This is a genomic window from Tsukamurella sp. II2bb (assembly GCF_057815145.1).
This window is the reverse complement of sequence record NZ_JBYPZI010000002.1, coordinates 222,813-248,134: the sequence shown is the minus strand read 5'-3', so window position 1 is coordinate 248,134 and position 25,322 is coordinate 222,813. Positions and strand designations below refer to the sequence as shown.

26 protein-coding genes are annotated in these 25,322 nt (G+C 71.0%); 10 read left to right on the top strand and 16 right to left on the bottom strand.

Annotated elements, in window-relative coordinates:
- The first annotated feature begins 4 nt into the window (after positions 1 to 4).
- From AC21LY_RS07185 to AC21LY_RS07175, 3 genes are read left to right on the top strand one after another with little or no spacing between them, the layout of a single operon-like run.
- Entirely contained in the window at positions 5 to 622 is a 618-nt protein-coding gene (locus AC21LY_RS07185) for an ASCH domain-containing protein (protein ID WP_489045716.1), read from the top strand.
- Between the two features lie 57 nt (positions 623 to 679).
- Positions 680 to 940 carry a type II toxin-antitoxin system Phd/YefM family antitoxin gene (locus AC21LY_RS07180; protein WP_489045715.1) on the top strand — a complete coding sequence of 87 codons (261 nt, stop codon included), beginning with the start codon at positions 680 to 682 and terminating at the stop codon, positions 938 to 940.
- On the top strand, positions 937 to 1,356 hold the full coding sequence (locus AC21LY_RS07175; RefSeq protein WP_489045714.1) for a type II toxin-antitoxin system VapC family toxin: 420 nt from the start codon (positions 937 to 939) through the stop codon (positions 1,354 to 1,356). The genes AC21LY_RS07180 and AC21LY_RS07175 overlap by 4 nt, the downstream gene beginning before the upstream one ends.
- Here the strand turns inward: AC21LY_RS07175 and AC21LY_RS07170 are convergent.
- On the bottom strand, positions 1,353 to 2,993 hold the full coding sequence (locus AC21LY_RS07170) for an AMP-binding protein (RefSeq protein ID WP_489045713.1): 1,641 nt from the start codon (positions 2,991 to 2,993) through the stop codon (positions 1,353 to 1,355). The two genes, AC21LY_RS07175 and AC21LY_RS07170, sit on opposite strands and share 4 nt — an antisense overlap.
- A gap of 181 nt (positions 2,994 to 3,174) precedes the next feature.
- Between AC21LY_RS07170 and AC21LY_RS07165 the strand changes: the two genes are divergently transcribed.
- From AC21LY_RS07165 to AC21LY_RS07150, 4 genes are all read left to right on the top strand, one after another.
- Complete coding sequence (locus AC21LY_RS07165; RefSeq protein ID WP_489045712.1) at positions 3,175 to 4,398, top strand: acyl-CoA dehydrogenase family protein; 1,224 nt, start codon at positions 3,175 to 3,177, stop codon at positions 4,396 to 4,398.
- Positions 4,399 to 4,420: 22 nt separating this feature from the next.
- On the top strand, positions 4,421 to 5,725 hold the full coding sequence (locus AC21LY_RS07160) for a styrene monooxygenase/indole monooxygenase family protein (RefSeq protein ID WP_489045711.1): 1,305 nt from the start codon (positions 4,421 to 4,423) through the stop codon (positions 5,723 to 5,725).
- Positions 5,726 to 5,789: 64 nt separating this feature from the next.
- A complete protein-coding gene (locus AC21LY_RS07155; RefSeq protein WP_489045710.1) occupies positions 5,790 to 7,253 on the top strand; it encodes an amino acid permease in 1,464 nt (487 codons plus the stop codon).
- A complete protein-coding gene (locus AC21LY_RS07150; protein WP_489045709.1) occupies positions 7,250 to 8,443 on the top strand; it encodes a Gfo/Idh/MocA family protein in 1,194 nt (397 codons plus the stop codon). Before AC21LY_RS07155 ends, AC21LY_RS07150 begins: the two co-directional genes overlap by 4 nt.
- A 15-nt stretch (positions 8,444 to 8,458) precedes the next feature.
- On the opposite strand, the gene AC21LY_RS07145 is transcribed toward AC21LY_RS07150, so the two are convergent.
- Entirely contained in the window at positions 8,459 to 9,757 is a 1,299-nt protein-coding gene (locus AC21LY_RS07145) for a TrpB-like pyridoxal phosphate-dependent enzyme (protein ID WP_489045708.1), read from the bottom strand.
- A 100-nt stretch (positions 9,758 to 9,857) separates the two neighbouring features.
- Here AC21LY_RS07145 and AC21LY_RS07140 point away from each other — a divergent pair, with 100 nt between their 5' ends.
- Together AC21LY_RS07140 and AC21LY_RS07135 are read left to right on the top strand one after the other, a co-directional pair.
- Positions 9,858 to 11,102 carry an alpha/beta hydrolase gene (locus AC21LY_RS07140; protein ID WP_489045707.1) on the top strand — a complete coding sequence of 415 codons (1,245 nt, stop codon included), beginning with the start codon at positions 9,858 to 9,860 and terminating at the stop codon, positions 11,100 to 11,102.
- 93 nt (positions 11,103 to 11,195) lie between these two features.
- A complete protein-coding gene (locus AC21LY_RS07135) occupies positions 11,196 to 11,651 on the top strand; it encodes a DUF488 domain-containing protein (RefSeq protein WP_489045980.1) in 456 nt (151 codons plus the stop codon).
- Here AC21LY_RS07135 and AC21LY_RS07130 read toward each other — a convergent pair.
- The 14 genes from AC21LY_RS07130 to AC21LY_RS07065 all read right to left on the bottom strand — a co-directional run bounded on the left by AC21LY_RS07130 (position 11,648) and on the right by AC21LY_RS07065 (position 24,510).
- Positions 11,648 to 12,514 (bottom strand): DUF8758 domain-containing protein, encoded by an 867-nt coding sequence (locus tag AC21LY_RS07130; RefSeq protein WP_489045706.1) that lies wholly within the window; start codon positions 12,512 to 12,514, stop codon positions 11,648 to 11,650. The two genes, AC21LY_RS07135 and AC21LY_RS07130, sit on opposite strands and share 4 nt — an antisense overlap.
- 106 nt (positions 12,515 to 12,620) lie before the next feature.
- Positions 12,621 to 12,914, bottom strand: a complete 294-nt coding sequence (locus AC21LY_RS07125; RefSeq protein ID WP_489045705.1) for a hypothetical protein — start codon at positions 12,912 to 12,914, stop codon at positions 12,621 to 12,623.
- An 11-nt stretch (positions 12,915 to 12,925) separates the two neighbouring features.
- Positions 12,926 to 13,177, bottom strand: coding sequence for a hypothetical protein (locus tag AC21LY_RS07120; protein ID WP_489045704.1), 252 nt, complete (start codon positions 13,175 to 13,177; stop codon positions 12,926 to 12,928).
- A gap of 25 nt (positions 13,178 to 13,202) precedes the next feature.
- Positions 13,203 to 14,228, bottom strand: coding sequence for a 3-oxoacyl-ACP synthase III family protein (locus AC21LY_RS07115; RefSeq protein ID WP_489045703.1), 1,026 nt, complete (start codon positions 14,226 to 14,228; stop codon positions 13,203 to 13,205).
- On the bottom strand, positions 14,225 to 14,857 hold the full coding sequence (locus AC21LY_RS07110; RefSeq protein WP_489045702.1) for an SRPBCC family protein: 633 nt from the start codon (positions 14,855 to 14,857) through the stop codon (positions 14,225 to 14,227). The genes AC21LY_RS07115 and AC21LY_RS07110 overlap by 4 nt, the downstream gene beginning before the upstream one ends.
- Positions 14,854 to 16,500, bottom strand: a complete 1,647-nt coding sequence (locus tag AC21LY_RS07105) for a thiamine pyrophosphate-binding protein (RefSeq protein ID WP_489045701.1) — start codon at positions 16,498 to 16,500, stop codon at positions 14,854 to 14,856. Before AC21LY_RS07105 ends, AC21LY_RS07110 begins: the two co-directional genes overlap by 4 nt.
- A gap of 59 nt (positions 16,501 to 16,559) precedes the next feature.
- Positions 16,560 to 17,027, bottom strand: coding sequence for a flavodoxin domain-containing protein (locus AC21LY_RS07100; RefSeq protein WP_489045700.1), 468 nt, complete (start codon positions 17,025 to 17,027; stop codon positions 16,560 to 16,562).
- A gap of 27 nt (positions 17,028 to 17,054) precedes the next feature.
- Positions 17,055 to 17,513, bottom strand: coding sequence for a VOC family protein (locus tag AC21LY_RS07095; protein WP_489045699.1), 459 nt, complete (start codon positions 17,511 to 17,513; stop codon positions 17,055 to 17,057).
- Positions 17,514 to 17,562: 49 nt separating this feature from the next.
- On the bottom strand, positions 17,563 to 17,958 hold the full coding sequence (locus tag AC21LY_RS07090; RefSeq protein ID WP_489045698.1) for a helix-turn-helix domain-containing protein: 396 nt from the start codon (positions 17,956 to 17,958) through the stop codon (positions 17,563 to 17,565).
- Positions 17,949 to 18,806 (bottom strand): zeta toxin family protein, encoded by an 858-nt coding sequence (locus tag AC21LY_RS07085; RefSeq protein WP_489045697.1) that lies wholly within the window; start codon positions 18,804 to 18,806, stop codon positions 17,949 to 17,951. Before AC21LY_RS07085 ends, AC21LY_RS07090 begins: the two co-directional genes overlap by 10 nt.
- Positions 18,799 to 19,428, bottom strand: a complete 630-nt coding sequence (locus AC21LY_RS07080; protein ID WP_489045696.1) for a hypothetical protein — start codon at positions 19,426 to 19,428, stop codon at positions 18,799 to 18,801. Before AC21LY_RS07080 ends, AC21LY_RS07085 begins: the two co-directional genes overlap by 8 nt.
- Before the next feature lie 66 nt (positions 19,429 to 19,494).
- Entirely contained in the window at positions 19,495 to 20,475 is a 981-nt protein-coding gene (gene meaB / locus AC21LY_RS07075) for a methylmalonyl Co-A mutase-associated GTPase MeaB (protein WP_489045695.1), read from the bottom strand.
- Positions 20,475 to 22,715, bottom strand: coding sequence for a methylmalonyl-CoA mutase (gene scpA, locus AC21LY_RS07070; RefSeq protein ID WP_489045694.1), 2,241 nt, complete (start codon positions 22,713 to 22,715; stop codon positions 20,475 to 20,477). The genes meaB and scpA overlap by 1 nt, the downstream gene beginning before the upstream one ends.
- A gap of 1 nt (position 22,716) precedes the next feature.
- A complete protein-coding gene (locus AC21LY_RS07065) occupies positions 22,717 to 24,510 on the bottom strand; it encodes a methylmalonyl-CoA mutase family protein (RefSeq protein ID WP_489045693.1) in 1,794 nt (597 codons plus the stop codon).
- A gap of 124 nt (positions 24,511 to 24,634) precedes the next feature.
- Here AC21LY_RS07065 and AC21LY_RS07060 point away from each other — a divergent pair, with 124 nt between their 5' ends.
- The gene (locus AC21LY_RS07060) at positions 24,635 to 25,321 is read left to right on the top strand and encodes a TVP38/TMEM64 family protein (RefSeq protein ID WP_489045692.1); all 687 of its coding nucleotides are present in this window, start codon (positions 24,635 to 24,637) and stop codon (positions 25,319 to 25,321) included.
- Position 25,322: the final 1 nt, after the last annotated feature.

The window sequence follows — 25,322 nt, the reverse complement described above, 5'->3', positions numbered from 1 at the left end:
GACCGTGCTGATACCGAAGGCGATCGCCGAGGGCGTCCGCGACGGCCGGGTGACCACGCAGTACCGACGCTGGGACGCCCCGCGGGTCAAGGTCGGCGGCACCCAGCTCACACCCGCCGGGCTGCTCCGGTTCACCCGCGTGACCCGCGTACCCGACGTGGAGAAGATCACGGACCGCGCCGCCCGGGCCGCGGGGGTCAAGGACGCGGCCGCGCTGCGCAAGCTGCTCGCGCCGCGGGACCCGGACGCGCCGCGCCGCGAGCGCTCCGCCCGCGGCGGCGAGCACGTCTACCGGATCCATCTCGAATGGGCGGGCGAGGACCCGCGCCTCGCGCTCCGCGAGCACCTGCCCGACGAGGCCGAGCTCGAGGCCATCGCGAAGCGTCTCGCCCGTCTCGACGCCCGCCCGACGGGGCCGTGGACCCGCGACATCCTCACCTGGATCCGCGATCACCCCCGGATCGTCTCCAAGGAGCTCGCCGCCGAACGCGGCGTCGAGCTGCTGCCGATGAAGGCCGACATCCGCAAGCTCAAGGGCATGGGCCTGACCATCAGTCACGAGGTCGGCTACGAGCTCTCGCCCCGCGGCGCCGCGTACCTGGAGTGGCTCGATTCGCGGTAGCGATGCCGACTTCTCCGGCGTACGATAGTAGGAACGTACCTACCACGGAGGTGATTCGTGACGATCGAGGCGAATGCAACAATTTCCGCTCGCGAGTTCAATCGTGATGTCAGTGCCGCGAAGCGAGCCGCCGACGAAGCGCCCGTCGTCATCACTGATCGTGGCGAGCCGGCCTACGTGCTCATGTCGGTCCGCGACTACCGGCAGATGCGTGGGCCGCGGCGCAGTATCGCGGACGCGATTGGGATGATCGGAGACGTCGACATCGCTTTCGAGCCCGAGATAGTTCATTCGTTCCCCCGGGCGGCTGATCTGTGAGCTACCTCCTCGATACCAACGTTGTCAGCGAGATCCGCAAGCGCCGGGGCGTTGCCGACGAGCGCGTGCGACGGTGGGCCGAGACCCACACCGACGATGCCAGCTTCCTGAGCGTGGTCACCGTCATGGAGATCGAACTGGGCATTGCGCTGCGAGCCCGTCGGGACCCCGATGCGGCGGCCGCCTTACGCGCGTGGCTCGAGGACGACCTGCTCAGTGCGTATCGGGAGCGCCTCCTCAGCGTCAACCTCGTCATAGCCAGGCGGGCCGCACATCTTCACGTTCCGGACCCCATGGAGGAGCGGGATGCGCTCATCGCCGCAACTGCGTTGATTCATGGACTCACGCTCGTCACTCGTAACACCAAGCACTTCGAGCGGACGGGTGTTCCGCTGATCAACCCCTGGGAGTCCTAAGCCGGCTGCTCCTCCGAGGCGCTCTGCGCCGCGACCTCGGCAGTGGACTTGGCCCACCGGTAGTCGGCCTTGCCCGCCGGGGTGCGCTTGACCTCGTCGACGAAGACGACGGTGCGCGGGACCTTGTAGCCGGCGAGTTCCGTACGGGCGAAGGTCTGCACCTCCTCGATCGACGGCCGCTCCTGCCCGGGCGCCACGGAGATCACCGCCGCGACGCGCTGGCCGTACCGGGCGTCCGGCACCGGCACGACGAGCGCATCGGTGATCGCGGGATGCCCGTGCAGCGTGGCCTCGACCTCCTCGGCGTAGACCTTCTCGCCCCCGGTGTTGATGCACTGGCTGCCCCGGCCGAGGAAGACGATGCCGCCGTCCTCCGCGGGATAGCCCATGTCACCGAGGACCGAGATGCGCCGTCCGTCCGGGAGCGTCGGGAAGGTGCGTGCCGACTTCTCCGGGTCGTTGTAGTAGCCGAGGGGGACGTTGCCGACGCGGGCGATGTAGCCCACCTCGCCGGGCGTGGTGATCTCGGCGAAGGACTCGTCCACGACCATCATCTTGTCCGTGGGCGGGGCGTGCAGGTTGCCGTTCTCGTCGAGCTGCATCACGCCGTCGTTGCCGGACTCGGAGGCGCCGAAGTTGTCGCGCAGGATCAGCTCGGGCTTGATCGCGGCCATCCGGTCGCGGACGTGCTTGGACCAGATCGCACCGCCGGAGGTGATCGAGAACAGCGAGGAGAAGTCGGCGGTGTCCTTCTGCTTCTCCATCTCCTCCACGAGCGGGATGCCCATGGCGTCGCCCACGATGAGGATGGTCTGCGTCTGGTCGCGCCGCAGGTTCCGCACGATCTCGGCCGCCTTGAAGTCGCGCTCGAGGATGACCCGGGAGCCGAGTACGAAGAAGGTGAACAGGGAGTAGGCCGCCGCGCCGTGCATCAGCGGCGCCGCGATGAGGAAGGCCAGCGGCGGGAAGTCCTTCGCGCCCTGCCCGACCTCGGCGAGGTTCTGCCGCGGCTCCCCGCCGTACGGCACCCCCGCGGAGAGCGGCTTGCGGAAGAAGTCGTCGTGCTGCCAGACGACGCCCTTCGGATAGCCGGTCGTACCGCCGGTGTAGATGATGTAGTGCTCCTCGCCGGTGCGCTCCTCGAAGGCGCGGGCGGTCGGCAGCGAGGCGGCGTCGGCGAAGGGCACGAGCGTGACGTCCGGGGCGCCGTTCGCCGCCGCCCGCAGTTCGGGATCGATCTCCCCGACGACGAAGACGGTGCGCAGGTCCGGCAGCTTCCCGAGCAGCCCGGCCAGGGTGCGCTGATGCTCGGCCATCTCGACGACGATGCCCTTCGCGTCCGAGTTGGTGAAGATGTACTCCAGCTCGGGACCGGTGTACCGGTAGTTCACATTCACCGGTACGGCGCGGATCTTGATGAGCGCGAGCAGCGATTGCACGTGCTCGACGCTGTTCTTGAGGAACAGCGCGACGTGATCGAACGCGCCGATCCCGTTCGCCGCGAACAGATGCGCCACCTGGTTCGCCTGGGCGTCCATCTCGGCGTAGGAGGTCTGCGCGCCCTCGTAGCTCAAGACGATCCGCTCGGGTACCGCGTCGACGACCGCCTCGAAGATGTCGGCGAGGTTGAACTTCATGCGCACTCCTGTTCCTGAGCTGCGGCTCCGTCCCTGTAGCCAGAACCTGTTCTAGTTGTAACAGGTTCTACCTCGCGGCGGGGCGAAATCGGGCACAGCCGCGCCCTCCGGTCCGAAGAATAATCCTCACGGCGCGGGGAATCCTCGCCAGAAAGTCGTTCGCAGACCACAGTTGTCGGCCATGACCACCTCGCTCACCACAGCCCTCTCCGACGCCGAACTCGACGCCCGCCTCGGCCCCGTCTACGCCCGGATCGCCGAGGGCGCCGTGGCTCGGGAACGCGACCGCGAACTCGTCCACGAGCCGATCGCTCAGCTCAAGGCCGCGGGCTTCACCGCTCTGCGGGTCCCGCGCGAGCTCGGCGGTGCCGGGGTCACGCTCCGCCAGTTCTTCCGGCAGCTGATCAACCTGGCCGCCGCCGACTCGAACATCCCGCAGGCGCTGCGCGTGCACGTCAACTTCGTCGAGGACCAGCGGCTCGAGAACACCCCCACCGGCGACGACCGGCTCCGGGCGGTCGTCGAGGGCACCGTCGTCGGCAATGCGATCACCGAGCCGGGCGTCGGTTCGGTGCGCGGCTACACCACCACCCTCACGCCCGCCCCCGACGGCGACTACTGCCTGAACGGCACCAAGTTCTACTCCACCGGCACGCTCTACGCCGACCAGATCCTCGTCGCCGCCGATCTCGACGGCGAGCGCGTCGGCATCCTCGTCGACGCGAACGCCGAGGGCGTCGAGCGCGTCGACGACTGGAACGGCTTCGGCCAGCGCCTGACCGCGAGCGGCACGACCGTCTTCACCGATGTCGTGATCCCCGCCGACCGCCTGCTCGGCCCGGGGTACGGCAACCCGGGCGCGACCTACGCCACCTCGTACCTGCAGCTGGTCCAGCTCGCGGGGCTGGCGGGCATCGCGCAGCGCGCGACCGACGACACCGTCGCCTGGGTACGGGCCCGGACCCGGACCTTCTCCCACGCCGCCGCCGACCTGCAACGGCACGATCCGCTGGTGCAGCAGGTGATCGGCCGGCTCTCCAGCGCAGCGTGGTCGGCGAAGCAGTCCGTGCTGGCCGTCGCCGACGTGCTCGACGCGGCACTCGCGGACCGCCGGCTCCACGAGGACCTGTTGCCCGAGGCCGAACTCGCCGCCGCGCACGCCCAGCTCGCCGTGATCGACACGGTGCTGAAGGCCACCACCGACCTGTTCGAGGTCGGCGGTGCGTCCATCGTGGACGCCGACCTGCGGCTGGACCGGCACTGGCGCAACGCCCGCACCCTCGCGGTGCACAACCCGGCGATCCAGAAGGCCCGCGCCATCGGCGACCTGCTGCTCAACGGCGCCGACCTGCCCTACGCGTGGAACGCCGGTTCCCGTACCGAGACCACCCCGACCACCATCTAGCCACCACATCGAGGAGAAGACCATGACCCAGGCACGCATCGCCATCATCGGCGCCGGAGTGGTGGGAGCCACCGCCGCGCTCGTCCTCGCCCGCGCCGGGCACCCGGTCGATCTGTACAGCGACCGCTCCGCCGAACAACTCCGCGACGATGTGCCCGCGACCGGCACCGCCGTCCTGTTCGGGCACTCGCGCGACGTCGACCACACGCTCGTCGAGGAGCTCTACCCCGACGCGCCCCTGTCCACCGGCATGAACACCCGCCTGAACACCGGCGAGCCCGGCGCTCTCGAGCAGGTCCTCGCCTTCGACCCCGACTTCACCTACACCGCCGCCGGCATCGACGTGCGGCTGCGCGCGTACGACCGGATCCGTCTCTTCGAGCAGGCCGGCGGAGCCTTCCACGTCCAGACGGTGACGCCCGAGAACCTCGACGCCATCGCCGCCGCGCACGACCTCACGCTCGTCTCCACCGGCAAGGGCGGACTGTCGGGCCTGTTCCCCGTCGACGAGTCGCGCACCGTCTACCGCTCCCCGCAGCGGCACCTCCTCGCCGCCGCCTTCACCGGGCTCGGGCACGGCACGGACGTCTTCACCGCCCGCGGTCACGGCGCGGGCAAGCACAACGTCTTCAACCTGCACACCGACCACGGCGAGATCTGGATCGGCCCGTACTGGCACAAGGACGCGGGCGCGTCGTGGAGCGTGCTCGGGTTCGCCAAGCCCGACGGTGACTGGGTCCAGCGCTGGGGCGAGGTGACGGACGCGCAGAGCGCGCTCGAGGTGGTCGTGAGCATCTACCGCGACTACTTCCCGGACGACCTGCCCGATATCGAGAAGCTCCGCGTGATCGACGAGGACGCCCACTCCTGGCTGCGGGGCGCGGTCACGCCGACCGTCCGGCAGGGAGTCGGGTACACCCGCGGCGGACGCCCGGTGCTGGCGCTCGGCGACTCGGCGATCGCCTTCGACCCGATCGCCGGGCAGGGCGCCCAGACGGGCCTGATCCAGGTCGCGGCGCTGGTCAAGGCGATCGAACACCGGGACGCGAACGGCGGGGCCTTCACCGCCGAGTGGATCACCGACCAGTTCGACCGGCACTGGGAGGAGCGCGGCCATGCCGCGGCGGAGGTGACCCGGCTGTTCCTCGGCGACCCCGACTACGCCTTCGCCGCCGGCCTGCTGTTCGCGGGCGCCGTCGCCGACGACGCCGTCGGCGCCGCGCTGTTCGGCCTGCTCTCCGAGCCGGCCCCGATCCTCGACTTCCGGACCGAGGAGGACGTCGAACGGTTCATCGCCGAGGCGAAGGCCTCGCTCGCACGAGCCTGATCCGCGAGCGCGGCCGAACCGGTAGCTCTGCGAACCTCCCGGCGAGCGGGTAGCGTCCCGCGGAATGGACATCCTCCGGACGAAACCCCTCGCCAGGATCAAGGCCGACGGTGCCGCCGAAGGCGGCCTGCGGCGCGACCTACGGCTGTTCGACCTCATCGGTTTCGGTGTCGGCATCGTGATCGGGACCGGCATCTTCACGCTCACCGGCGTCCAGGCCAAGGTGAACGCCGGTCCCGGCATCGCGATCTCCTTCGTGGTCGCCGGCGTGGTGAGCCTCTTCGCCGCCCTCTGCTACGCCGAGCTGGCGGCGGCGGTCCCCACCGCCGGCAGTGCCTACACCTACGCCTACGCCACGATCGGCGAGGTCTTCGCGTGGATCATCGGATGGGACCTCCTGCTGGAGTTCGGGCTGGGTGCGGCGGTGGTCTCGCGCAGCTGGTCGGGCTACCTGGCGGACCTGCTCCACCTGCCGCCGCACCTGTTCACCGAGGAGGCGCCGGTCAATATCGGCGCGATCCTGATCATCGCGGTGCTCGGCGTGGTGGCCACCGTCGGGATCCGCGAGTCTGCGCGCGTGACCAACGTGCTCGTGCTGGTGAAGGTCGCGATCTCCGTCTTCGTCGTCATCGTCGGCGCCTTCTACATCACCCGCTCGCACCTGGTGCCCTTCATCCCCGAGTCCGTTCCCGCCGAATCCGGCGGGGACGCACTGGACCGCCCGCTCATCGAGACCTTCCTGGGCGGCGCACCGTCGCATTTCGGCGTGGCCGGCATCCTCACGGCCGCGGCGGTGGTCTTCTTCGCGTACACCGGCTTCGAGGCGGTGGCCAACCTCGGCGAGGAGGCCCGCCGGCCCGAACGGGACATGCCGCGCGCCCTGATCGGGACGCTCCTGGCCTGCACGCTGTTGTACGTCCTGGTCTCGCTGGTGCTCACCGGCATGGTGAAGTACACCGACATCGACTCCAGCGCGCCCTTGTCGAAGGCCTTCGACGCGGTCGGCGTCCCGTGGGCGGGCGATCTCGTGGCGATCGCCGCGGTCGCGGGCCTGACCTCGGTGATCCTCGTCGAGCTGGTGACCATGGGCCGGATCGGCTTCGCGATGGGTCGCGACGGCCTGATCCCGCCGTCCGTCGCGAAGGTCTCGCCGAAGTTCGGGACGCCCGTGCGGCTGACGGTGATCATCGTGGTCGGATGCGCGCTCATGGGCGGCTTCATCCCGATCGAGGCGCTGTCGGAGATGGTCAGCATCGGCGCGCTCTTCGCCTTCCTGCTGGTCTCGCTGGCGGTGCCGATCCTGCGCCGCACCAAGCCGGACCTGCGTCGGCCCTTCCGGGTGCCCTTCTCCCCCGTGATCCCGGTCGTCTCCGGCCTGGCCTGCGTCTACCTCATGCTGAACCTGGCGATCGCCACGTGGCTGCGGTTCCTGGTGTGGTTCGCGATCGGGGTGGCCGTCTACCTCTTCTACGGTCGGCGGCACTCCGTCCTCGCCCGGGACGGCGCCGTGGCAGACTCGGTCGGGTGAGCGTGCGCATCGGTCTGGTCGGAGCGGGTCCCTGGGCGAGGCAGACGCACGCCCCGGCGCTGGCGGCGCACCCCGGCGTCGACTTCGTCGGCGGCTGGGCCCGCGATCCGGAGGCGGCCGCCGAGGTCTTCCCGCGTGCCTTCGAGTCGCCGGCCGCGCTGTTCGCCGCGGTCGACGCCGTGGCCTTCGCGGTGCCGCCGAACGTGCAGGCGCCGCTCGCCGCCGAGGCGGCCCGGGCGGGCAAGCACCTGATCCTCGACAAGCCGATCGCCCTCGACGTGGACGCCGCCACCGCGGTCGCGGACGCCGTCGCACAGACGGGCGTCCGGTCGATCGTCGCCTTCACCCGGCGATTCGCGCCCGAGACCAGGGACTTCCTCGCCCGCGCGGCCGAGCTCGGCCCCATCGCCGCCGAGGCGCAGTGGCTCTCCGGCGCGGCCCTCTCCGGCCGGTTCGCCGCGTCCGCCTGGCGCCAGGAGGAGGGAGCGCTCCTCGACGTCGGGCCGCACGTCCTCGACCTCCTCGATGCGGTGGCCGGTCCCGTCGAGGGCGTCGACGCCGCTCGCTACGACGCCGCGAGCGACACCTGGACCATCCAGCTCGCCCACGCCGACGGCGCCGCCTCCTCCGCCTCGCTCTCCCTGCGCACGCCGATCATGCCGACGATCGTGCGGGTGGCCGCGCACTCCGGGAAGGGCGTCGCCGTGCTCGAGAACCGGGACACCCCGGCGACCGAGTGCTTCCGCGTGCTGCTCGACGAGTTCCTCGCCGTGATCGCCTCGGGCGCCGATCACCCGCTCGACGTGCGCCACGGCCTGCACATCCAGCGACTCATCGCCCGGGTCCGGGAGGCGGCGACCGTGCCGGGTACGAGTACGGCGGAGCCGGTCGACGCCGAGATCGTCGACGCCGAGCCGGACGCGCCCGCGGCACCGTCGTACCAGCCCCCGGCACCGTCGTACCCACCCGCGGCACCGTCGTACGAGGACGTCACGGGGTACACGGCGGCCGGCGTGCCGACCTTCGACCACGTCCGGCAGACGATCGAGCGCCGCACGACCACCGCCCTGGGTGCCGAGGAACTGGCGCACGGCACCACGGCCGGCCAGGACGCCGAGCGCGCCTTCGCCGAGCGGGAGAAGGCGGCGAAGGCGAGGCTCGAGGAGATCCGGCGCTCGATGCGGCCCTGAGCGCCGGATCGCCGCTCAGGCCAGGCCGCCCGCGAGGTACTCGGCGTAGGCGGGCAGGTCGAGTTGGCCGTGTCCGGACAGGCCGATGACCAGCACCTCGTCGGCGTGCTCGCGGGCGTAGTCGGCGGCCGCGGCGATGGCGTGGGTCGACTCGGGAGCGGGGACGATGCCCTGCGCCCGCGCGAACAGCACGCCCGCGGCGAAGGCGTCGTTCTGCTCGATCGCGACGCCCTCGACCAGGCCCAGCTCGACGGTGTGACTCAGCGCCGGCGACATGCCGTGGTAGCGCAGGCCGCCCGCGTGGATCGGATCGGGGACGAAGTCCATGCCGAGGGTGTGCATCTTGAGCAGCGGGGTGAGGCCCGCGACGTCGCCGTGGTCGTAGCGGTACTCGCCCTGCGTGATCGACGGGCAGGCGGCGGGCTCGGCGGCCACGATCCGGGGATCCTGGCGGCCGTGGATCTTCTCCCGCAGGAACGGGAAGGCGAGACCGGCGAGGTTGGACCCGCCACCGGCGCAGCCGAAGACCACGTCGGCGCCGTTCTCGTGCTGTGCGAGCTGGTCGACCGCCTCGAGGCCGATGACCGACTGGTGCAGCACGACGTGGTTGAGCACGCTGCCGAGGGCGTAGCGGGCCTCGGGGTCCTGCGCCGCGACCTCGACGGCCTCGGAGACGGCCATGCCGAGGCTGCCGGTGGTGTGCGGGTCCTTCGCGAGCATCGCGCGGCCCGCCTCGGTGAGGTCCGACGGGCTCGGGTGCACGGTGCCGCCGTAGGTCCGCATGAGGTGGCCGCGATAGGGCTTCGAATCGAACGAGGCCCGCACCTGCCAGATCTCGACGTCGATGCCGAACTGGGCACCCGCGAAGGACAGGGCGCTGCCCCACTGGCCGGCGCCGGTCTCCGTGGTCAGCTTCTTCACGCCGTCGACCGCGTTGTAGTAGGCCTGCGCGACGGCGGAGTTGGTCTTGTGCGAGCCGACGGGGCTCACGCCCTCGTACTTGACGTAGATCCGGCACGTGGTGCCCAGCGCCTCTTCGAACTTCCGCGCGCGGATGAGCGGCGACGGCCGCCACATGGCGAGGATCTCGCGGACCGGCTCGGGGATCTCGTGGTAGGCCTCGGTGGACGCCTCCTGCGCGATCAGGCCCGACGCGAACAGCGGCGCCAGATCCTCGGGCGCGACCGGCTCCTTCGTCCCCGGGTGCAGGTGCGGCGGGATGGGCGTGTCCAGCTCCGCGGCCAGGTTGTACCAGTGGGTGGGAACGTCGACCGTGGTGATGTCCTGGTGCGCCGCTGCGTCCGAGAGTGTCATGGCTCACAGCGTAGTTCGCTCGTCTTCCGTGCCGACCCCACAGGTCCGTCTTACCGGCGACACATATCCTGGGCAGCGTGCGACCACGGAGATCGGGACGGTGAACCCGCTGCGGAGCCTGCAGCTCACAGCCGGTCCGGTGCCGTTCGTGCTGCTCCTCGCAGGTGCCGCGGCGCTCGCCGGGCTGATCGGCGTGTGCCGCCGCGCGGGCTCCGCGCGCGCCGTCCTCGGCTGCATCGGCGCCGCGCTCGCGGCCACCGCGGTGATCGATCTGCTGATCGCGTACGTGTGGCGGCCCTTCCCGGATCGCCTCGACCCGCTGGTGCTCCTGTGGCTCGCCCTCGCGGTGCTGGCGGTGCTGCTCGCCGGGGTGTGGATCGTGCGGACCCGCTCCTGGCGGTCCGCGGGGATGAGTGTCGCCGCCGTGGCCGCCGTGGCGGTGATGGGCGTGGCCCAGGTCAACTCGCTGTACGCGGCGTACCCCTCGGTCGACGATCTGCTGCCCGTGGACTACCCGACGACGCTGCCCCGCCCCCACCCGGGCGCGGAGGCCGCGCGCGGGGTCGTCGTGCGGGCGACGGTGCCGCCCCTCCGTTCCCGTTTCGTGGCCCGCCGGACCCTGGTGTACCTGCCCCCGGCCTACCTGTCCGGTGCCCCGGAGCGGCTGCCGGTGTTCGTCCTCCTGCACGGCCAGCCGGGGGCTCCGCGGGACTGGTTCGCCGGCGGCAGGCTCGCGCAGACCATGGACGCCTACGCGGCACGACGGGGCGGCCTCGCGCCGGTCGTGGTGGTGCCGGACGCCACGGGCGGCCAGTTCGAGAATCCGCTGTGCGCCGATTCGCGCAAGACGCGCGCCGCCACCTACCTCGCCGAGGACGTGCCGGCGTGGGTGCGGCACCACCTCGCCGTGGATCCCTCTCCGCAGGCCTGGGCCGTGGGCGGCTACTCCTACGGCGGCACCTGCGCGGTGCAGCTCGCGACGCGGTTCCCCGACGTCTTCCGGACCTTCCTCGCCCTCTCACCGGACGCCGAACCCGACCTCGGGGGCGGCCGCGAGGCCACCGTCCGCGATGGCTTCTCCGGCGATCGCGACGCCTACGCCCGGGCGAACCCGCTGATCCAGTTGTCGCAGCGCCGGTTCCCGGACAGTGCCGGCGTGCTCGTCGCAGGTAGCGACGACGCCCTGTCCACCGCCGCTGCGAAGCGGATCACCGCCGCGGCCGCGGGATCGGGGATGACGGTGCGCACCCGCACGATCCGCGGCGGCCACGATTTCGCGGTCTGGTCCGGCGGCCTCACCGCGGAGCTCGATTGGCTCGCCGGCCGGCTGGGCCTGCAAGGATGAATCCGACCAGCACAAGACTGTGATCCTCACCCGGCCCCATCTGTCGCGTATGACCCGGTCGCCGGCGTAGTGCACGATGGACAGGTGGCACGTATGAACTCCGGGAACGACACCGACGGGACTCTGGTCAGCATCGGTTACGAGGGCAGGACCGTCGACGACCTCGTGGCACACCTTCTGAACCAAGACGTGCGGGTCCTCGTGGACGTGCGCCTGACTCCCCTCAGCCGCAAGCCCGGTCTGTCGAAGACGAAGCTCGCGGCAGCACTCCGGGCTGCCGGAATCGAATACGTCCATCACCGCGCATTGGGAAACCCGAAGGACAACCGCGCAGGGTTTCGTGCCGGCGAGCCCGAAAGCCTCGCGCGGTACTGCGAGGTGCTCGACACCGCCGACGCGAGTGATGCTCTTGCGCACGTGTGCGAGCTACTGGACGGCGGAGCGGTGGCGCTGCTCTGCTTCGAGCACGACCACGCCGAATGCCACCGGAACATCGTCGCCGACCGCGTGCTGCAGACGCGCCCGAACGCCGCGGTGGTGCACGTTTAGAACAACGTGTTCTCGACCTTCGGATACCAGGTGCCCAGCACAGAGAAGGTGCGCCGGTATCGATTCTGGTTGCCGACGTAGAAGTGGATGTCCTTTTCCGAGGACACCATGTCGTCGTGCCACCGCTTCAGCATCGCTGCGCGAGCCTCGACGTCTCCGCGCTCGGCTCTCCAGCGGCGGCCGGTCTGCCCCACCTCCCAATCCAGGTTCTTCTGATCGTGCCCGGAGCACGTGGGCGCGGCGCATCGATACCTGTACCGGACCGCGTACGGCGCCGGCTCCAAAGGTGCCAACGACGTCCCGAACAGGTCCGGCTCAGAAGCCAGATCCACCTTTGCCTGTTCGGTCTGCGACCAAGGATCACCGTCGACCACCGACGTCTCGATATCGGTCGGTTTGATCAGTCCGAGCGATGGAGACGGCGTCGCCATCCCGCCTACCGGGTTCTGGGCGAGAAGGTCGCACATCGTCGTCTCACCGAGTAGTGAGCCGATCTTGGTCCGCCGCCGCAACCAGTTCTGCTTGCTGTCGAGCCACTCGACGTGCGCCATCTCGTCCTGGCGGGGTCGAAAGGACTCGGGCCGGTTGTCGTTGGCCTGGTGGTAGGTGCCATTGATCCGAATGATCTCGTACTTCTTGAACCGGCTGTCGAAGTCCGCGTTGCGGAACTTGACCGGATAGAGCCGGATCCACCTCGGAGCACCACCGTCAAGACGGACACCTGCGACGCAGACGGTCTCGCCATAGGTCTCACTCGGGTTGGGATAGGTCTTCACGGTGACCATGACCAGGGCGGTCTCCTCACCGATGCGGGGCGGTTTCAGGTCCCCGACGGTGTCCTGGCGCGGCTCGTTATGTCCCATTTGTGGAGACTACCGAGCGGCGGCCTCTCCGTGCAGGACGATGACTATGAGTGCTCGGCGCAACTCCGAGGCTGCGGATATCGCGAACCCGAGCAGAGTATCGACGTCAGTCGGACTCCCGCGCGGCCAGCTCCGCGACTCTGGCATCGCAAACCCTCAGTTCGGCGGCGATCTTGTCGCGCTCCTGCTGCGGCAGGCGGCGCTGCTGCATGTCCATCACAGCGTTCGCGTCGATCTCCCGCCAGCCGTATCTCGCCACGAGCGCTGCCCTCGCGGCGTCGATGTCGTCGGCCTCGAACAGGATGCTGTGGACTTCGTCGTGATTGTCGAGGGCCGCGGCGATCGCGACCAGGATGTCCCGACGTTCACGCTCCCGGGCGAGCAGTTCGGCGTCGGTCATATCCTTCCGGCTCAACGGTCCTCCTCCGACCCATCCAGGTGCTCGTGGGCGACATCGCCGGGCTGCGGCACCTCGTCGTCGGGGAGCGGCCGGGCGACGACGTTCGTCGTGACGAACCAGTCACCCCAGCCCGGGCCGGGAATCCTCATCCGGCGGGTCGGCCCGTCGGGATCGCGCAGATCGATCAGGTGCCTCGTCCCGTTCTCCGTGACGAGCTCCCACACCCTTCCCCGCGTGAGCGGCACGCGCAGCTTCTCGGTCATGCCGCCATTGTCCTCCCGGCTGCGCCTACGTCCGGATCAGCGCGCCAGCCGCGAAGTCTCCGGCGTGGGCGAAGGCGGCGAGGACGACATCCTCGCCCGCGCCGATCCGGCCGTCGGCCCGGGCGGTGGCGAGGGTGTGCGGGATGCCGACCGCGAAGAGGTTGCCGCACTCGTCGAAGGTGTCCGGGTGCTGCTCGGGCGGCAACTCGAGCGCCTCGCGCCAGTTCCGGAGAAAGGTGCGGTTGGGCTGATTGGTGACGAGGTGGCCGACGTCGGGACCGCGCAGTCCGCCGGCCGCGGCGGCCGTGAGTGCGACCTCCGGGACGAGCCGGTTGCCCCGCGCGAGGACCTTGGCGATCTTGGCCTCGGTGAAGCCGACGTGCAGCTGGCCCTCGCCGGCCTCCCAGTACCTGCGCGGCGGATCGACGGCGGCGGTCATATCGCCCGCATACTCGCTGTGCTGCGCGCACACCACCTCCCGCACCTCGAGCCCGGCAACGTCCGGTCCTCCCGACGCGGGATCGGCGACGACGAGGGCCGCGGCGGCACCGTCGCCGGGGATCGCGGCCTGGGGCAGGTTCCGCACCCGGTCCTGGGTGAAGATGTTCCCGGCGGCGTTGGTGGAGGTGAGCAGCAGGGCGGATCGCGCGGTGCCCGCGGTGAACATCGTGCGCGCCAGCTGCAGCATGAGCAGGAAGGCGGCGCAGCCGCCGTTGTGGATGTCCAGCACGAGCGCGGGCCGGGCGTCGAGCCGCCGGGCGACATCGCCGCCGCAGCCGACCACGGGCAGGTCCGGGAGCTGGGAATGGGTGAAGATCACGTCGGCCCGCAGGGCCGCGTCCCCGACCTGCTCGCGGAGCCGGTCGATCGCGGCGCACATCATGTCGACGTTCGACTCCCCCGCCGCGGCGTGGTGCCGGTAGGCGGGCGGGGCGAACATCGGGTTCGAGGTGAGCGTCCGGCTGTCGGCGTCGGCGAACTCGCGGAAGTAGTCTGCCGGGACCCGGTTCGCGGGCAGGTACGACGCCAGGCCGACGATGCGGGGGTTCACGCGTCCATCCATTCGGGCCGGACGGGCCGCCCGTGCGCGTGCCGGTGTTCGGCGATGGCCTTGAGGTTCTCGAGCTCCATCTGGTGTCCGCCGGAGAACGTGTCCCACAGGTCGCCCACCCAGACGGGCCGGTCCGGCGGCGCGGTCTCCGGGTACGGGTTCTCGTCGTAGAACGGGTGGTGGCAGTTGGTCCAGAGCACCACCGATCCGGGCCGGTTCAGCACCGTCTGCGCGTCGACGACCCGCATCAGGTAGATCATCCAGAGGTGCTTCCCCTGATCCCAGGCGCAGTGGTAGTCGACCGTCCGGGCGTCGGGATGCGCGACGGTGCGGGTGTAGATCTCGGTATCGGCGCCGAGCATGTCGCGTGCGACCCAGAGGCCCGGTTCGTCGGTCTCCCGGAAGCCGCGCAGGCTGTAGGTCCACTCCTCGAGCGAACGGGTGTCGGAGAGCCAGTCGTAGAGCTCGTCCGGCGGCGCGTTCACGTAGGACTGCACCGGGCAGAAGTCGCCGTAGATCTGGTGGTGCGGGTACACCGAGCGCAGCCGGTCCATCAGGAGCGGTTGCGCCACCGGGCGGGGATGGCTCTCGATCCGGATCGTCCCCTCGATGTCGATCGTCGGAATCATCCGTGCTCCTTCGCGGTATCGGGCAGCAGCGCTGCGAACGGCGGGATCTCGGCCGGGTCGACTCCGATCTCCAGGCACGACGGTCCGCCGCCCAGACCGGCGAGCAGGTCCGCGAAGGCGGACCGGGCACCGTCGGGCGTGGTGGCCGAGCGGGCGGGCATTGTCGGGAACATGGCGGCGAGGCCGTCCCCGATGCGGCTGGGCCGGAACCGATTGATACTGGGCACGTCCGGGAAGAACCGGGCCTCCCGGACCACGCACATGCCGTGCGCGTCGTTGTTGAGCACCACCAGCAGGACCGGCGCCCGGGCCTCGATCGCGGTGTGGATCTCCATGCCGTGCATGAAGAACGCCCCGTCGCCGGCCAGGATCACCGTCGGCCGCCGGGTCGCGATGGCGGCGCCGATCCCGGCCGCGATGCCATGGCCCATGCCGCCCATGCCGAGAGCGACCAGGAAGCGCTCCCCCGTGCCGAGCGGGAGCCGGTGCACCGCCGCCGCTCCGGCGTTGCCCGCATCGGCGAAGACCAGGGCCTCGGGCGGGATCACCGCGGCCAGCGCGTCGACCGCGTCTGCACAGGTCATCATGTCGGAACCGGCACGCGGCACCGCGATCGGCTCGGGGACGATCCCCGTCCACGGCGCCCGGCGGCACGGACCCATTCCGGCCGTGAGCGCTCGGACGTAGGAGGGAAGATCCGGCGCGTTCTCGTGGATCGTCACCTCGCGCAATGGAGGCTCGGCGCCGACGTGCACGGTGTGCGTGGCGTCGATCGCCGGATCCAGCCCTGTGCGATCCATGAGGTCCAGCGAGGTGCCCAGAGCCAGAACGAGATCGGCCTCCGCGGCGGCGCGCAGCACCGAAGGGTGCCCCATCACCCCGGCCACTCCCACGACGCCACGGCTCGGCGCGGCGTCCCGCCCGTTGGGACACACCGCCGTCACTGCTCCGGTCGCGGCGGCGAGATCCTCGACGGGCCCTGCGAGGCGGGCCCGGGAGGCCGCCTCGCCGAGGAGGATCAGGGGTCGCCGCGAAGCGCGGAGCAGCCGGATCACCTCGTCCGACGGTGCCCGCGTCGCCGGAGGGACGGGCGTGCGCGAGGGCAGCGCTGGACCCGGCGCGATCTGGACGTCCTTGGGCACCAGCAGCGCGGCGGGCAGGCCCCGCTCGAGGGCGTCGAAGGCACCGTCGAGAGCTGGGCGCAGGTCGTCGGGACGCGAGACCTTGGCGGCGAAGCCGCTGACGCCGCGGAGGACGGCGAGGGCATCGACGGTGCGCGGTGCGGCACACATGTCCTGGAAGGCGCCACGGCCCTCGCCCGCGATCGGTGCACTGCCGATGAGGGCGAGGACGGGGACGCGGGATTGGTACGCCTCCGCGAGGGCCGGCACGCAGTTCATCGCCGCGCCTCCCGAGGTGGCGATCAAGCACGCGGGACGGCCCGTCATCCGAGTGGACCCGTCTGCCATGGCGCCCGCGCCGAACTCGTGTTTGGCGATCGTCACGGTGAGCCGCCGGTGCGCGGGCTGCCGGAGCAGCGCCGCGAAGAGATCCTCGGAATTGGCACCGTGGATTCCGTACGCGTGGCGAAAACCAAACGCGTACAAAGCATCCGCAATACGGTCCGCGACCTTCGGGGGCACGGATCTCACAGTAGGCCTGTGTGAGCAACCTCACAACAGTGCAGGCGAACGCCGTCCGCTTAGGGGCGCGACGCGAGAATGCGGCGGGCGAAGTCCTCGGCGTCCACGAGATCCGCGGCGTTCGGGCGTCCCTTGTTGAGGCCGCCGAGGAGGCCGATCGGGCCCATCGTGTCGAGTCCGCGGCAGTGGAAGACCTCGGGCGCGACGTGGAAGCCCGCGCCGGCGAGCAGGTCGGCGAGGCCTCGGGTGTACCGCCTCAGCGGCGTCTCCGGCAGCCCGCTGGTCGCGTAGACGAAGGCGGTGCCGCGCTGCCTTCGGTCGAGGCTGCGCACGAGCCGGACCAGGTCGGCGTCGAAGGACATCCAGTACACGCCAGAGCCGAACCCGACGAGGTCGGCCGCGTCGATCTGCTCCGCCGTGGCCTCGCCGGGGGCGAGCACCGGAGCGCCCAGGACCCCGCCGATCCGATCGGCCACCCTCCGGGTGTTGCCGTGGTGTGAGGACGCGCAGATCACCAGTGCCGACATGACCCCATCGTCACACGGATCGCCGGTTCATGCGCCGGACCAGCGGTCCACATCGGCCTGGGTGACCTCGACGGGGCCCTGCTTCGGCTGGGTGATCCGGATGTGGTTGCCGAACGGGTCCCGCAGTGCGCAGTCGATGCCGTAGGGCTGTTCCTGCGGCTCCTCGGTGAATTCGACGCCGAGCGCGCTCAGCTTCTCGTAGGTGCCGCGGCAGTCGTCGGTGTTGAGGATGCAGGCCACGCCGAGCGCGCCCTTGGTGAGCAGGTCCCGCTGCGCGGCCGTGGTCTCCGGGCTCCCGCCGCCGACGCCGGGCACCTCGAGGAGGATCTGATGCTCCGGATCGGACGGGAGGGAGATGGTGAGCCAGCGCATGAAACCCATGTCGACGTCGTCCCGGACCTCGAAGCCGAGCTTGCCGACGTAGAAGTCGAGGGCCTCGTTCTGGTCGAGGACGAACACGGACGTGATGGCGATGGTGGTGAACATGCCACTGAGCTTACGAATCGGCTACCGGCCACCGCTTATCCGAAACTGCTCAGTGCGCGGGCCTGGTCCACGCCCGCACGACGCAGCCCGGTGCGGGTAGCGGTGCCACGTCGCGGCGGTACTCCGACGGTGACCGGCCGACGATGGCGCGGAAGGTGCGGCTGAACGTGCCCGACGATCCGAACCCGACCTCGAAGGCGATGTCGGTGATCGCGCGGTCGGTGTCGCGGAGCCTCGCCATCGCCCGTTCGATCCGGCGGCGCTGCAGGTACCGGTGCGGCGTCTCGCCGAAGGCGGCCGCGAACTCGCGGGTGAAGTGCGCGGGCGACATGTGGGCGATCCGCGCCACCGCCGCCACGTCGAGCGGCTCGGCGTAGCGCCGGTCCATCGCGTCCCTCGCCCGCAGCAGACGACGGTTCGCGTCCTCGCGGGGTGTCAGCTGCATCGCGCTCGCATCGCCTCCAGGTGTTCGCGGTCGATCCCGAGCTGCATGCGCAGCTCCTGGACATCCGCATCGTCCCGGTGCGCTGAGCGCAGGTAGCGCGACGTGGCGGAGTAGCGGGCGATCCAGTCGGCGAACTCGGCGTCCGACAGTGGTCGCACCCACTCCGCCTCGGCCGCCTCGAGAACGTCGCGAAGGGTGCTGCCGGCGCGCCGAGCCTCGTGCAGCACAGCGTTTCGTGACCGAACCACGACCCGCTGCACGGGTGAATCCTCGCCGAGGAGAGCAGCGAGCGTCTCCGGGATCGCAGTGAAGGCGCGGTCGTGGTCGCCGACCGCGGTGAACCGCGCAGCGCCGCGCTCCTGCTCGTCCCGGGCGAAGCGGCCGGCGATGGACAGGCGGCTCTCCTCCGGAGCGACCGCGACGAGATGCACCTCGACAGCGAAGCCGGCGGCTGCAAACCGTCGGGCCGTACCCAGCGGAGTCGCCGGGTTGCGGAACGTGCCCTCGACGAGAGCGCTGATCCGGTGCGTCGCGGCGTACTCGATCGCCATCTCCACCCATCGGCCGGCCGCCTGCGCCGTCGCCTGTGGCATCGCGGCGGGGGCACGCTTCAACAGATCGCGATAGTCGGGGTGGTATGCGCGCAGGTCGTCGCCGATGATCGGAACAACGGTCGACCGGCCCGACTCACCGGCCGCGGCCTCGCCGGCGCGAGTCTTGCCCGCACCTGGCTGGGCGCCGACCAGAATCAGCAGTGGGTGAGGATCCGACTCTGCCGGACCGAAGACGTCCGGCACGATGCGATCAACGAAGATCCGTCCCAGAGCGTCGTCATCGAGATCACTCACCCGACAGCAGTTCCCGCTCGCGATGCAGCTCCGCTGTGAGTGACTTCTGTGCTGCGAGGTCCTCGACGCTCACAGCACGGATTCGCCTACGCACGGCGCGCGCACGATCGATCCACCGCTCCGAGTCGTCGGCACCACGAGCGGCGAACTCGGCGATGAGTCTGTTCGCGGCCTCGCGCATCACGTCGTAGACGACCACCGGGTCGTCGGGTGGGGGCGGTGAGACACGCTCCGCGTACTCGGCGAGGACCCGGTAATCCGCGTCGGAGATCAGCCCGGCGAGGTCGGCGGCCTCGATCTCGTGCCACTGCGTTGCGGCACGGCGGCGGAGTGCCGGCATCAGCTTCTCGTGCGGCAGTTGGCCGAGAACATGCCGGGCGATCAGCTCCAGCGCGGTGGGTTCGGCAGCCGCGATCTCCGCCGCATTGCGGAGCACGCGGCTGACCGTCGACTGCGAGGTGCCGATCCGCACACCGATCTCCGTCTGACCGACCCCCTGCTCGTGCAGTCGGACGATGAGCCGGTCCCGGTCGATCGGCGCGACGATCGCGCGGGCGCGGTGCACCTCCGGCGTGTCGACGGTGAGCTGGGCGCCGGTCAGCCGTTCGGTGGTCACGGTCATGATGACACCCCCTCGTCGGCGATATTCACCGTGAATACTACCGCGATGCCGCGGATAGGCGGGCAGTCAGCGGCCGTCGAAGGCGTCGAGGATGCGCTGCGCGGCGAGGGCGGGGGTGAGGGAGCCGTCCTGCACCGCGGTCTCGACCTCGGACCGGACAGACCGGACACCGTCGGACTGCTCGACCCGGCCGAGGACGGTGTCCCGCACCATGGTCCAGGTCCAGTCGACCTGCTGCTGCCGGCGGCGGCGGTCGAACTCCCCCGCCTCCTGCAGGGTCTTGCGGTGCCGCAGGATCGCATCCCAGAACTCGGGGATGCCGGTGCCCTCGATCGCGCTCTGCGTGAGCACGGGCGGGCGCCACAGGGAGCCGCGCGGGTGGATCAGGCGCAGCGCGCTCGACAGCTCGCGCGCGGCGACACGGGCCTCGACGATGTGGTCACCGTCGGCCTTGTTGACCGCCACCACGTCGGCGAGCTCCAGCACGCCCTTCTTGATGCCCTGCAGCTGATCGCCCGTCCGGGCCAGGGTCAGGAAGGCGAACGTGTCCACCATGTTGGCGACGGTGACCTCGGACTGGCCGACGCCGACGGTCTCGACCAGGACCACGTCGAAGCCCGCGGCCTCCATCAGGACCATCGTCTCGCGGGTCGCCTTCGCGACGCCGCCGAGCGTGCCGGAGGTCGGCGACGGCCGGATGTACGCACGCGGGTTCACGGCGAGCGTGCCCATCCGGGTCTTGTCGCCCAGGATGGAGCCGCCGCTGCGGGTGGACGACGGGTCGACGGCGAGCACGGCGACCTTGTGTCCCAGTGAGATCAGGTGGTTGCCCAGCGCCTCGATGGTCGTTGACTTGCCCACCCCGGGCACGCCGGTGATGCCCACCCGGGTGGCGATCGGCGCGTCCGGCCCGGGGGTGACCTCGAGCAGCAACTCCTGCGCGAGGGCCTGGTGATCGGGGCGCCGGGACTCGACCAGCGTGATCGCGCGCGCCAGCAGGGCGCGCTTGTCGGCCCGGACCCCGTCCGCGAGCTCGGCGACGGTCATCACGCCAGCGAGTACCCCAGCTTGTTCCCCAGCTCGTGCAGCAGGCTCACCGCGGCGTCGGCGATGACGGTGCCGGGCGGGTAGATCGCCGACGCGCCGGCCGCGTACAGCTCGTCGAAGTCGCCCGGCGGGATCACGCCGCCCACCACGATCGTGATGTCGGGCCGCCCGACCTCGGCGAGCGCGTCACGCAGCGCGGGCACCAGCGTGAGGTGGCCGGCGGCGAGCGAGGAGACGCCGACGACGTGCACGTCGTTGTCGGCGGCCTGCTGCGCGACCTCCTCCGGCGTCGAGAACAGCGGGCCCACGTCGACGTCGAAGCCGAGGTCGGCGAAGGCCGTGGCGATCACCTTCTGGCCGCGGTCGTGGCCGTCCTGGCCCATCTTGGCGATGAGCACGCGGGGGCGGCGGCCGTCGGCCTCCTCGAACTTCTCGACCAGCTCGGTGGCCGTCTGGATGTTGCCGGACGCGCCGGCCTCGTCGCGGTACACGCCACTGAGCGTACGGATCTCGGCCTGGTGCCGGCCGTAGACCTGCTCGAGCGCGTCGGAGATCTCGCCGACGGTGGCCTTGGCCCGCGCCGCGTCGATCGCGAGGGCGAGGAGGTTGTTCTCCAGGCCGCCCTCGGTGGCCGCCGCGGCCCGGGTGAGGTTCGCGAGCGCCGCCTGCACGGCCTCGGGATCGCGCTCCGCGCGCAGTTGCTCCAGCTTGGCCAGCTGTTCCGCGCGGACCTTGGAGTTGTCGACCTTGAGCAGCTCGATCGCCGCGTCCTCGGCGACCTGGTACTTGTTGACGCCGATCACCGGCTGCCGGCCCGAGTCGATGCGGGCCTGGGTGCGGGCGGCGGCCTCCTCGATGCGCAGCTTAGGGATGCCCTCGCTGATCGCCTTCGCCATGCCGCCGTGCTCGGCGACCTCGCGCAGGTGGGCGCGGGCGCGCTCGGCCAGCTCGTGCGTCAGCGTCTCGACGTAGTACGAGCCGCCCCACGGGTCGATCGGCCGGGTGGTGCCGGACTCCTGCTGCAGCACGAGCTGCGTGTTGCGGGCGATGCGGGCGGAGAAGTCCGTGGGCAGCGCGATGGCCTCGTCGAGGGCGTTCGTGTGCAGCGACTGGGTGTGTCCCTGGGTCGCGGCCATCGCCTCGACGCAGGTGCGCGCGACGTTGTTGAAGACGTCCTGCGCGGTGAGCGACCAGCCCGAGGTCTGCGAGTGCGTGCGCAGCGACAGGGACTTGCTGTTCTTGGCGTCGAAGCCCGCGACCAGCTCGCTCCACAGCAGGCGCGCGGCGCGGAGCTTGGCGACCTCCATGAAGAAGTTCATGCCGATGCCCCAGAAGAACGAGAGGCGGGGCGCGAACTTGTCCACGTCGAGGCCGGCGTCGATACCGGCCTTGATGTACTCGACACCGTCGGCCAGCGTGTACGCGAGCTCCAGGTCGGCCGTGGCCCCGGCCTCCTGGATGTGGTACCCGGAGATCGAGATGGAGTTGAACTTGGGCATCTTCTGCGAGGTGTAGGCGAAGATGTCCGAGATGATCCGCATGGACGGCGCCGGCGGATAGATGTAGGTGTTGCGCACCATGAACTCTTTGAGGATGTCGTTCTGGATGGTGCCCGCGAGCTTCTCCGGTCCGACGCCCTGCTCCTCCGCGGCCACCACGTAGAGCGCGAGGATCGGCAGCACCGCGCCGTTCATCGTCATCGAGACCGAGACGCCGCCCAGGTCGATGCCGTCGAAGAGCTGCCGCATGTCCAGGATCGAGTCGATCGCCACGCCCGCCATGCCCACATCGCCGGTGACGCGCGGGTGATCCGAGTCGTAGCCGCGGTGGGTCGCGAGGTCGAAGGCGACCGAGAGGCCCTTCTGTCCGGCCGCGAGGTTGCGCCGGTAGAAGGCGTTCGACTCGGCGGCGGTGGAGAAGCCGGCGTACTGCCGGATCGTCCACGGCTGGTTGACGTACATCGTCGGGTACGGGCCGCGGATGAAGGGCACCGCGCCGGGGTACGAGTCGACGGGGTACCCGGCCGCGGCGACGGCGTCGCGGTCGGCCCGGGTGTAGACCGGCTTGACGTCGATGCCCTCGGGGGTGGTCCAGGTCAGCTGGTCCGGGGTGTACGCGTAGGCCGCGGCCGAGGCGTCGATGAAGGCGTCCACGTCCGCGCTCCCCGGGGCTGGAGCCGCGGCGACCGCCTCGTACTCGAACGGGACGTCGGCGAAACTGCCGATGGTGGTATCAGTCATCTCATGCCCCCAGCCGGGTCAGCAGATCGTCGAGCGCGGAGGCCGTGTCGATCTTGGCGTGCAGGTAGATGTCGACCAGCCCGTCATCGACGGTGCCGGGCGCGCCCGCGAGCAGCACGAGGTTCCCCTCGTCGCGCAGAGTGCGGGCGAGAGCCTCGCCCTCCGCGGCGTAGCCCGCGTCGGATCCGGCCAGCGCCGTGATCCGCGCGCCGGGCGAGCCGTCGAGCGTCGCCGCACCCGCGGCCTGCTCGGCCGCGTCCAGGACGGTCTCGATGCCGCCCGAGGCGAGCAGGTTGGTCAGGAAGGTGGACCGGCCGTTGTGCTGGGCGACGGTGCCGATGGTCACCATCCGGACCCGCGGCCGCACGCCGTGCTCGCGCAGGAAGGCGTCGGACCGCGCGCGCAGGGCCTCGAAGGGCGCGGCGTACGCGCGCACGACGGGGCCGTTCGTCGCGGCCGACGGCGCCACCGCCGGCTCGGCCAGGTTGGGGAACTCGTTCACGCCGGTCAGCTTCTTCACGCGGCGGGCGACGGCCGCGTCCCGGCGGTCCGCGGACTCGCCGAGCTGCGCGGCGATCGTCTCCTCGGCGGCGCCGCGGGCGAAACCGCCATCGCGCTCGACGGCCTGGAACTCGCTCCATGCCGCACGGGCCAGATCGTCGGTGAGCGATTCGACGTGCCACGAGCCGGCGCCGGGGTCGACGACCCGCCCGAGGTTCGACTCCTCGAGCAGGAGCAGCTGCGTGTTGCGGGCGATGCGCCGGGTGAAGCCCCGCGAGTAGCCCTCGACCCCGGCGGGCAGGGCCTCGTCGTAGTCGAGCGTCGTGACGTAGTCCGCGCCGCCGAGGCCCGCGCCGAACGCGGCGACGGTGGTGCGGAGCATGTTCACCCAGGGATCGCGCTGCGTGGTCGCGGCGAGCGACGTGACGGCGTGCACGGGGGCGTTGCCCGCCTCGGGGGCCCCGAGGTGCTGCGCGACGCGGGCCCAGACGGTGCGCCACGCACGGATCTTCGCGAGGGTCAGGAACTGATCATCGGTGGCCGCCAGCCGGACCGTGAGCTGGTTCAGCGCCGCCGCGGTCGACAGGCCGGCGGCCGTGAGCGCACGGACGTGATCGAGCGCCGCCGCAGCCGTCAGGCCCAGCTCCTGCGCGGCGGTGGCGCCGGCATTGTGCAGGTCGGCACCGTCGACGACGATCGCGCGGACGTCCTCGGTACGGGCGTCGGCGGCGCGCGCCAGGTCGACGGCCTCGTCGAGCGAGACGTCGGCGCGGCCGACCACCTGCGAGGTGAGCGGCGCGGCGCCCAGGCTGACGCGGACCAGGTCGGGCCGGTAGGCGTCGGACTCGGCGGCTCGATCGAGCGCGGCGTAGACCTGCGCGGCGGCCTCGGCCGCGCGGCCGCCCGCGGTGAGCAGGATCGGCGCCATGTCCGGGTACACGCCCTCGAGCAGCGGCGCCGGATCGGGGCGGGTCAACCACAGCGCACTCGCGCCGGACTCCAGCGCGCCGAGCACGTCGGCCGAGTCCGTGGTGGCGTCGAACCGCTCGGCGACCTTCCAGCCCAGCCGGACGTCGGGGGTCGGGTTGCCGCCGCGGACGAAGGGGAAGACACCGGGCAGCGGCGCCTCGGGCAGCTCGTCGCGCTGCGAGTAGAGCGGCGCGATCTGCACCCCGTCGTCCTCGGTGGGGGTGGTCAGCGCGGCGATCGGGTCCTCCGGCGGCGTTCCACCGCGCGACTTCGCGAGCACGGCGCCGACGGACTCGCGCCACGCTTCGTAGGGGTTGTCCGCCACGAGACCTCCTCACCTGTGGCCCAGCACACGCCGGGTCGATGAGAACCCACGTTAACCGATTGGGTGCGCGGCGCCCCAGCAGGGGCACGGCACTCCCGCCGGGGGCCGCGTATGTTGGCTCGACGTGAGCGACAACGATTCCCGGCTGCGTCCCGGCGACCGCGCCCTCGTCGTCCGGGCCGCGATCGGTTGCGTGCTCGTGCTCGCTCTGGTGGTCGCCGGGATGGCGCTTCCGCACCCCGGTATCTCGACGGTGCGCGGCTGGGCCGAGTCCACCGGCACCTGGTTCGTCGTGCTCTTCCTCGTCGCCCACACCGTGGTCACGGTGTTCCCCGTCCCCCGCACGATGTTCACGGTGTCCGCCGGCGTGCTCTTCGGCCCCGTCGGGATCCTGCTGTGCATGCTCGCGTCGACGGCGGCGGCGGTCATCGCCTTCCTCGGCGTGCGCGCGATCGACGTACGGCACCCGTCCGTGGTGCTGGCCCGGGTCCGCGAGCACCACGCCTACCTCCCGATCGCGGCGCGCCTGCGGGCGCGGGGCTGGCTCGCCGTCGGCTCCCTGCGCCTCATCGCGGTGGCCCCGTTCTCCCTGGTCAACTACGCGTCGGCGCTCTCCCCGGTGCGCTTCTGGCCGTACCTGGCGGCGACGGTGGCGGGCCTCGCGCCCGGCACGATCGCCGTCGTGCTCCTCGGCGACGCGCTGACCGGCGAGTCGTCGCCCTGGCTCGTAGTGGTCAGCGGCGTGCTCATGGCGATCGGCATCGGCGGGCTGTTCATCGACGCCCGCATGCCCGCAAGGCCTGAAGCTTGAC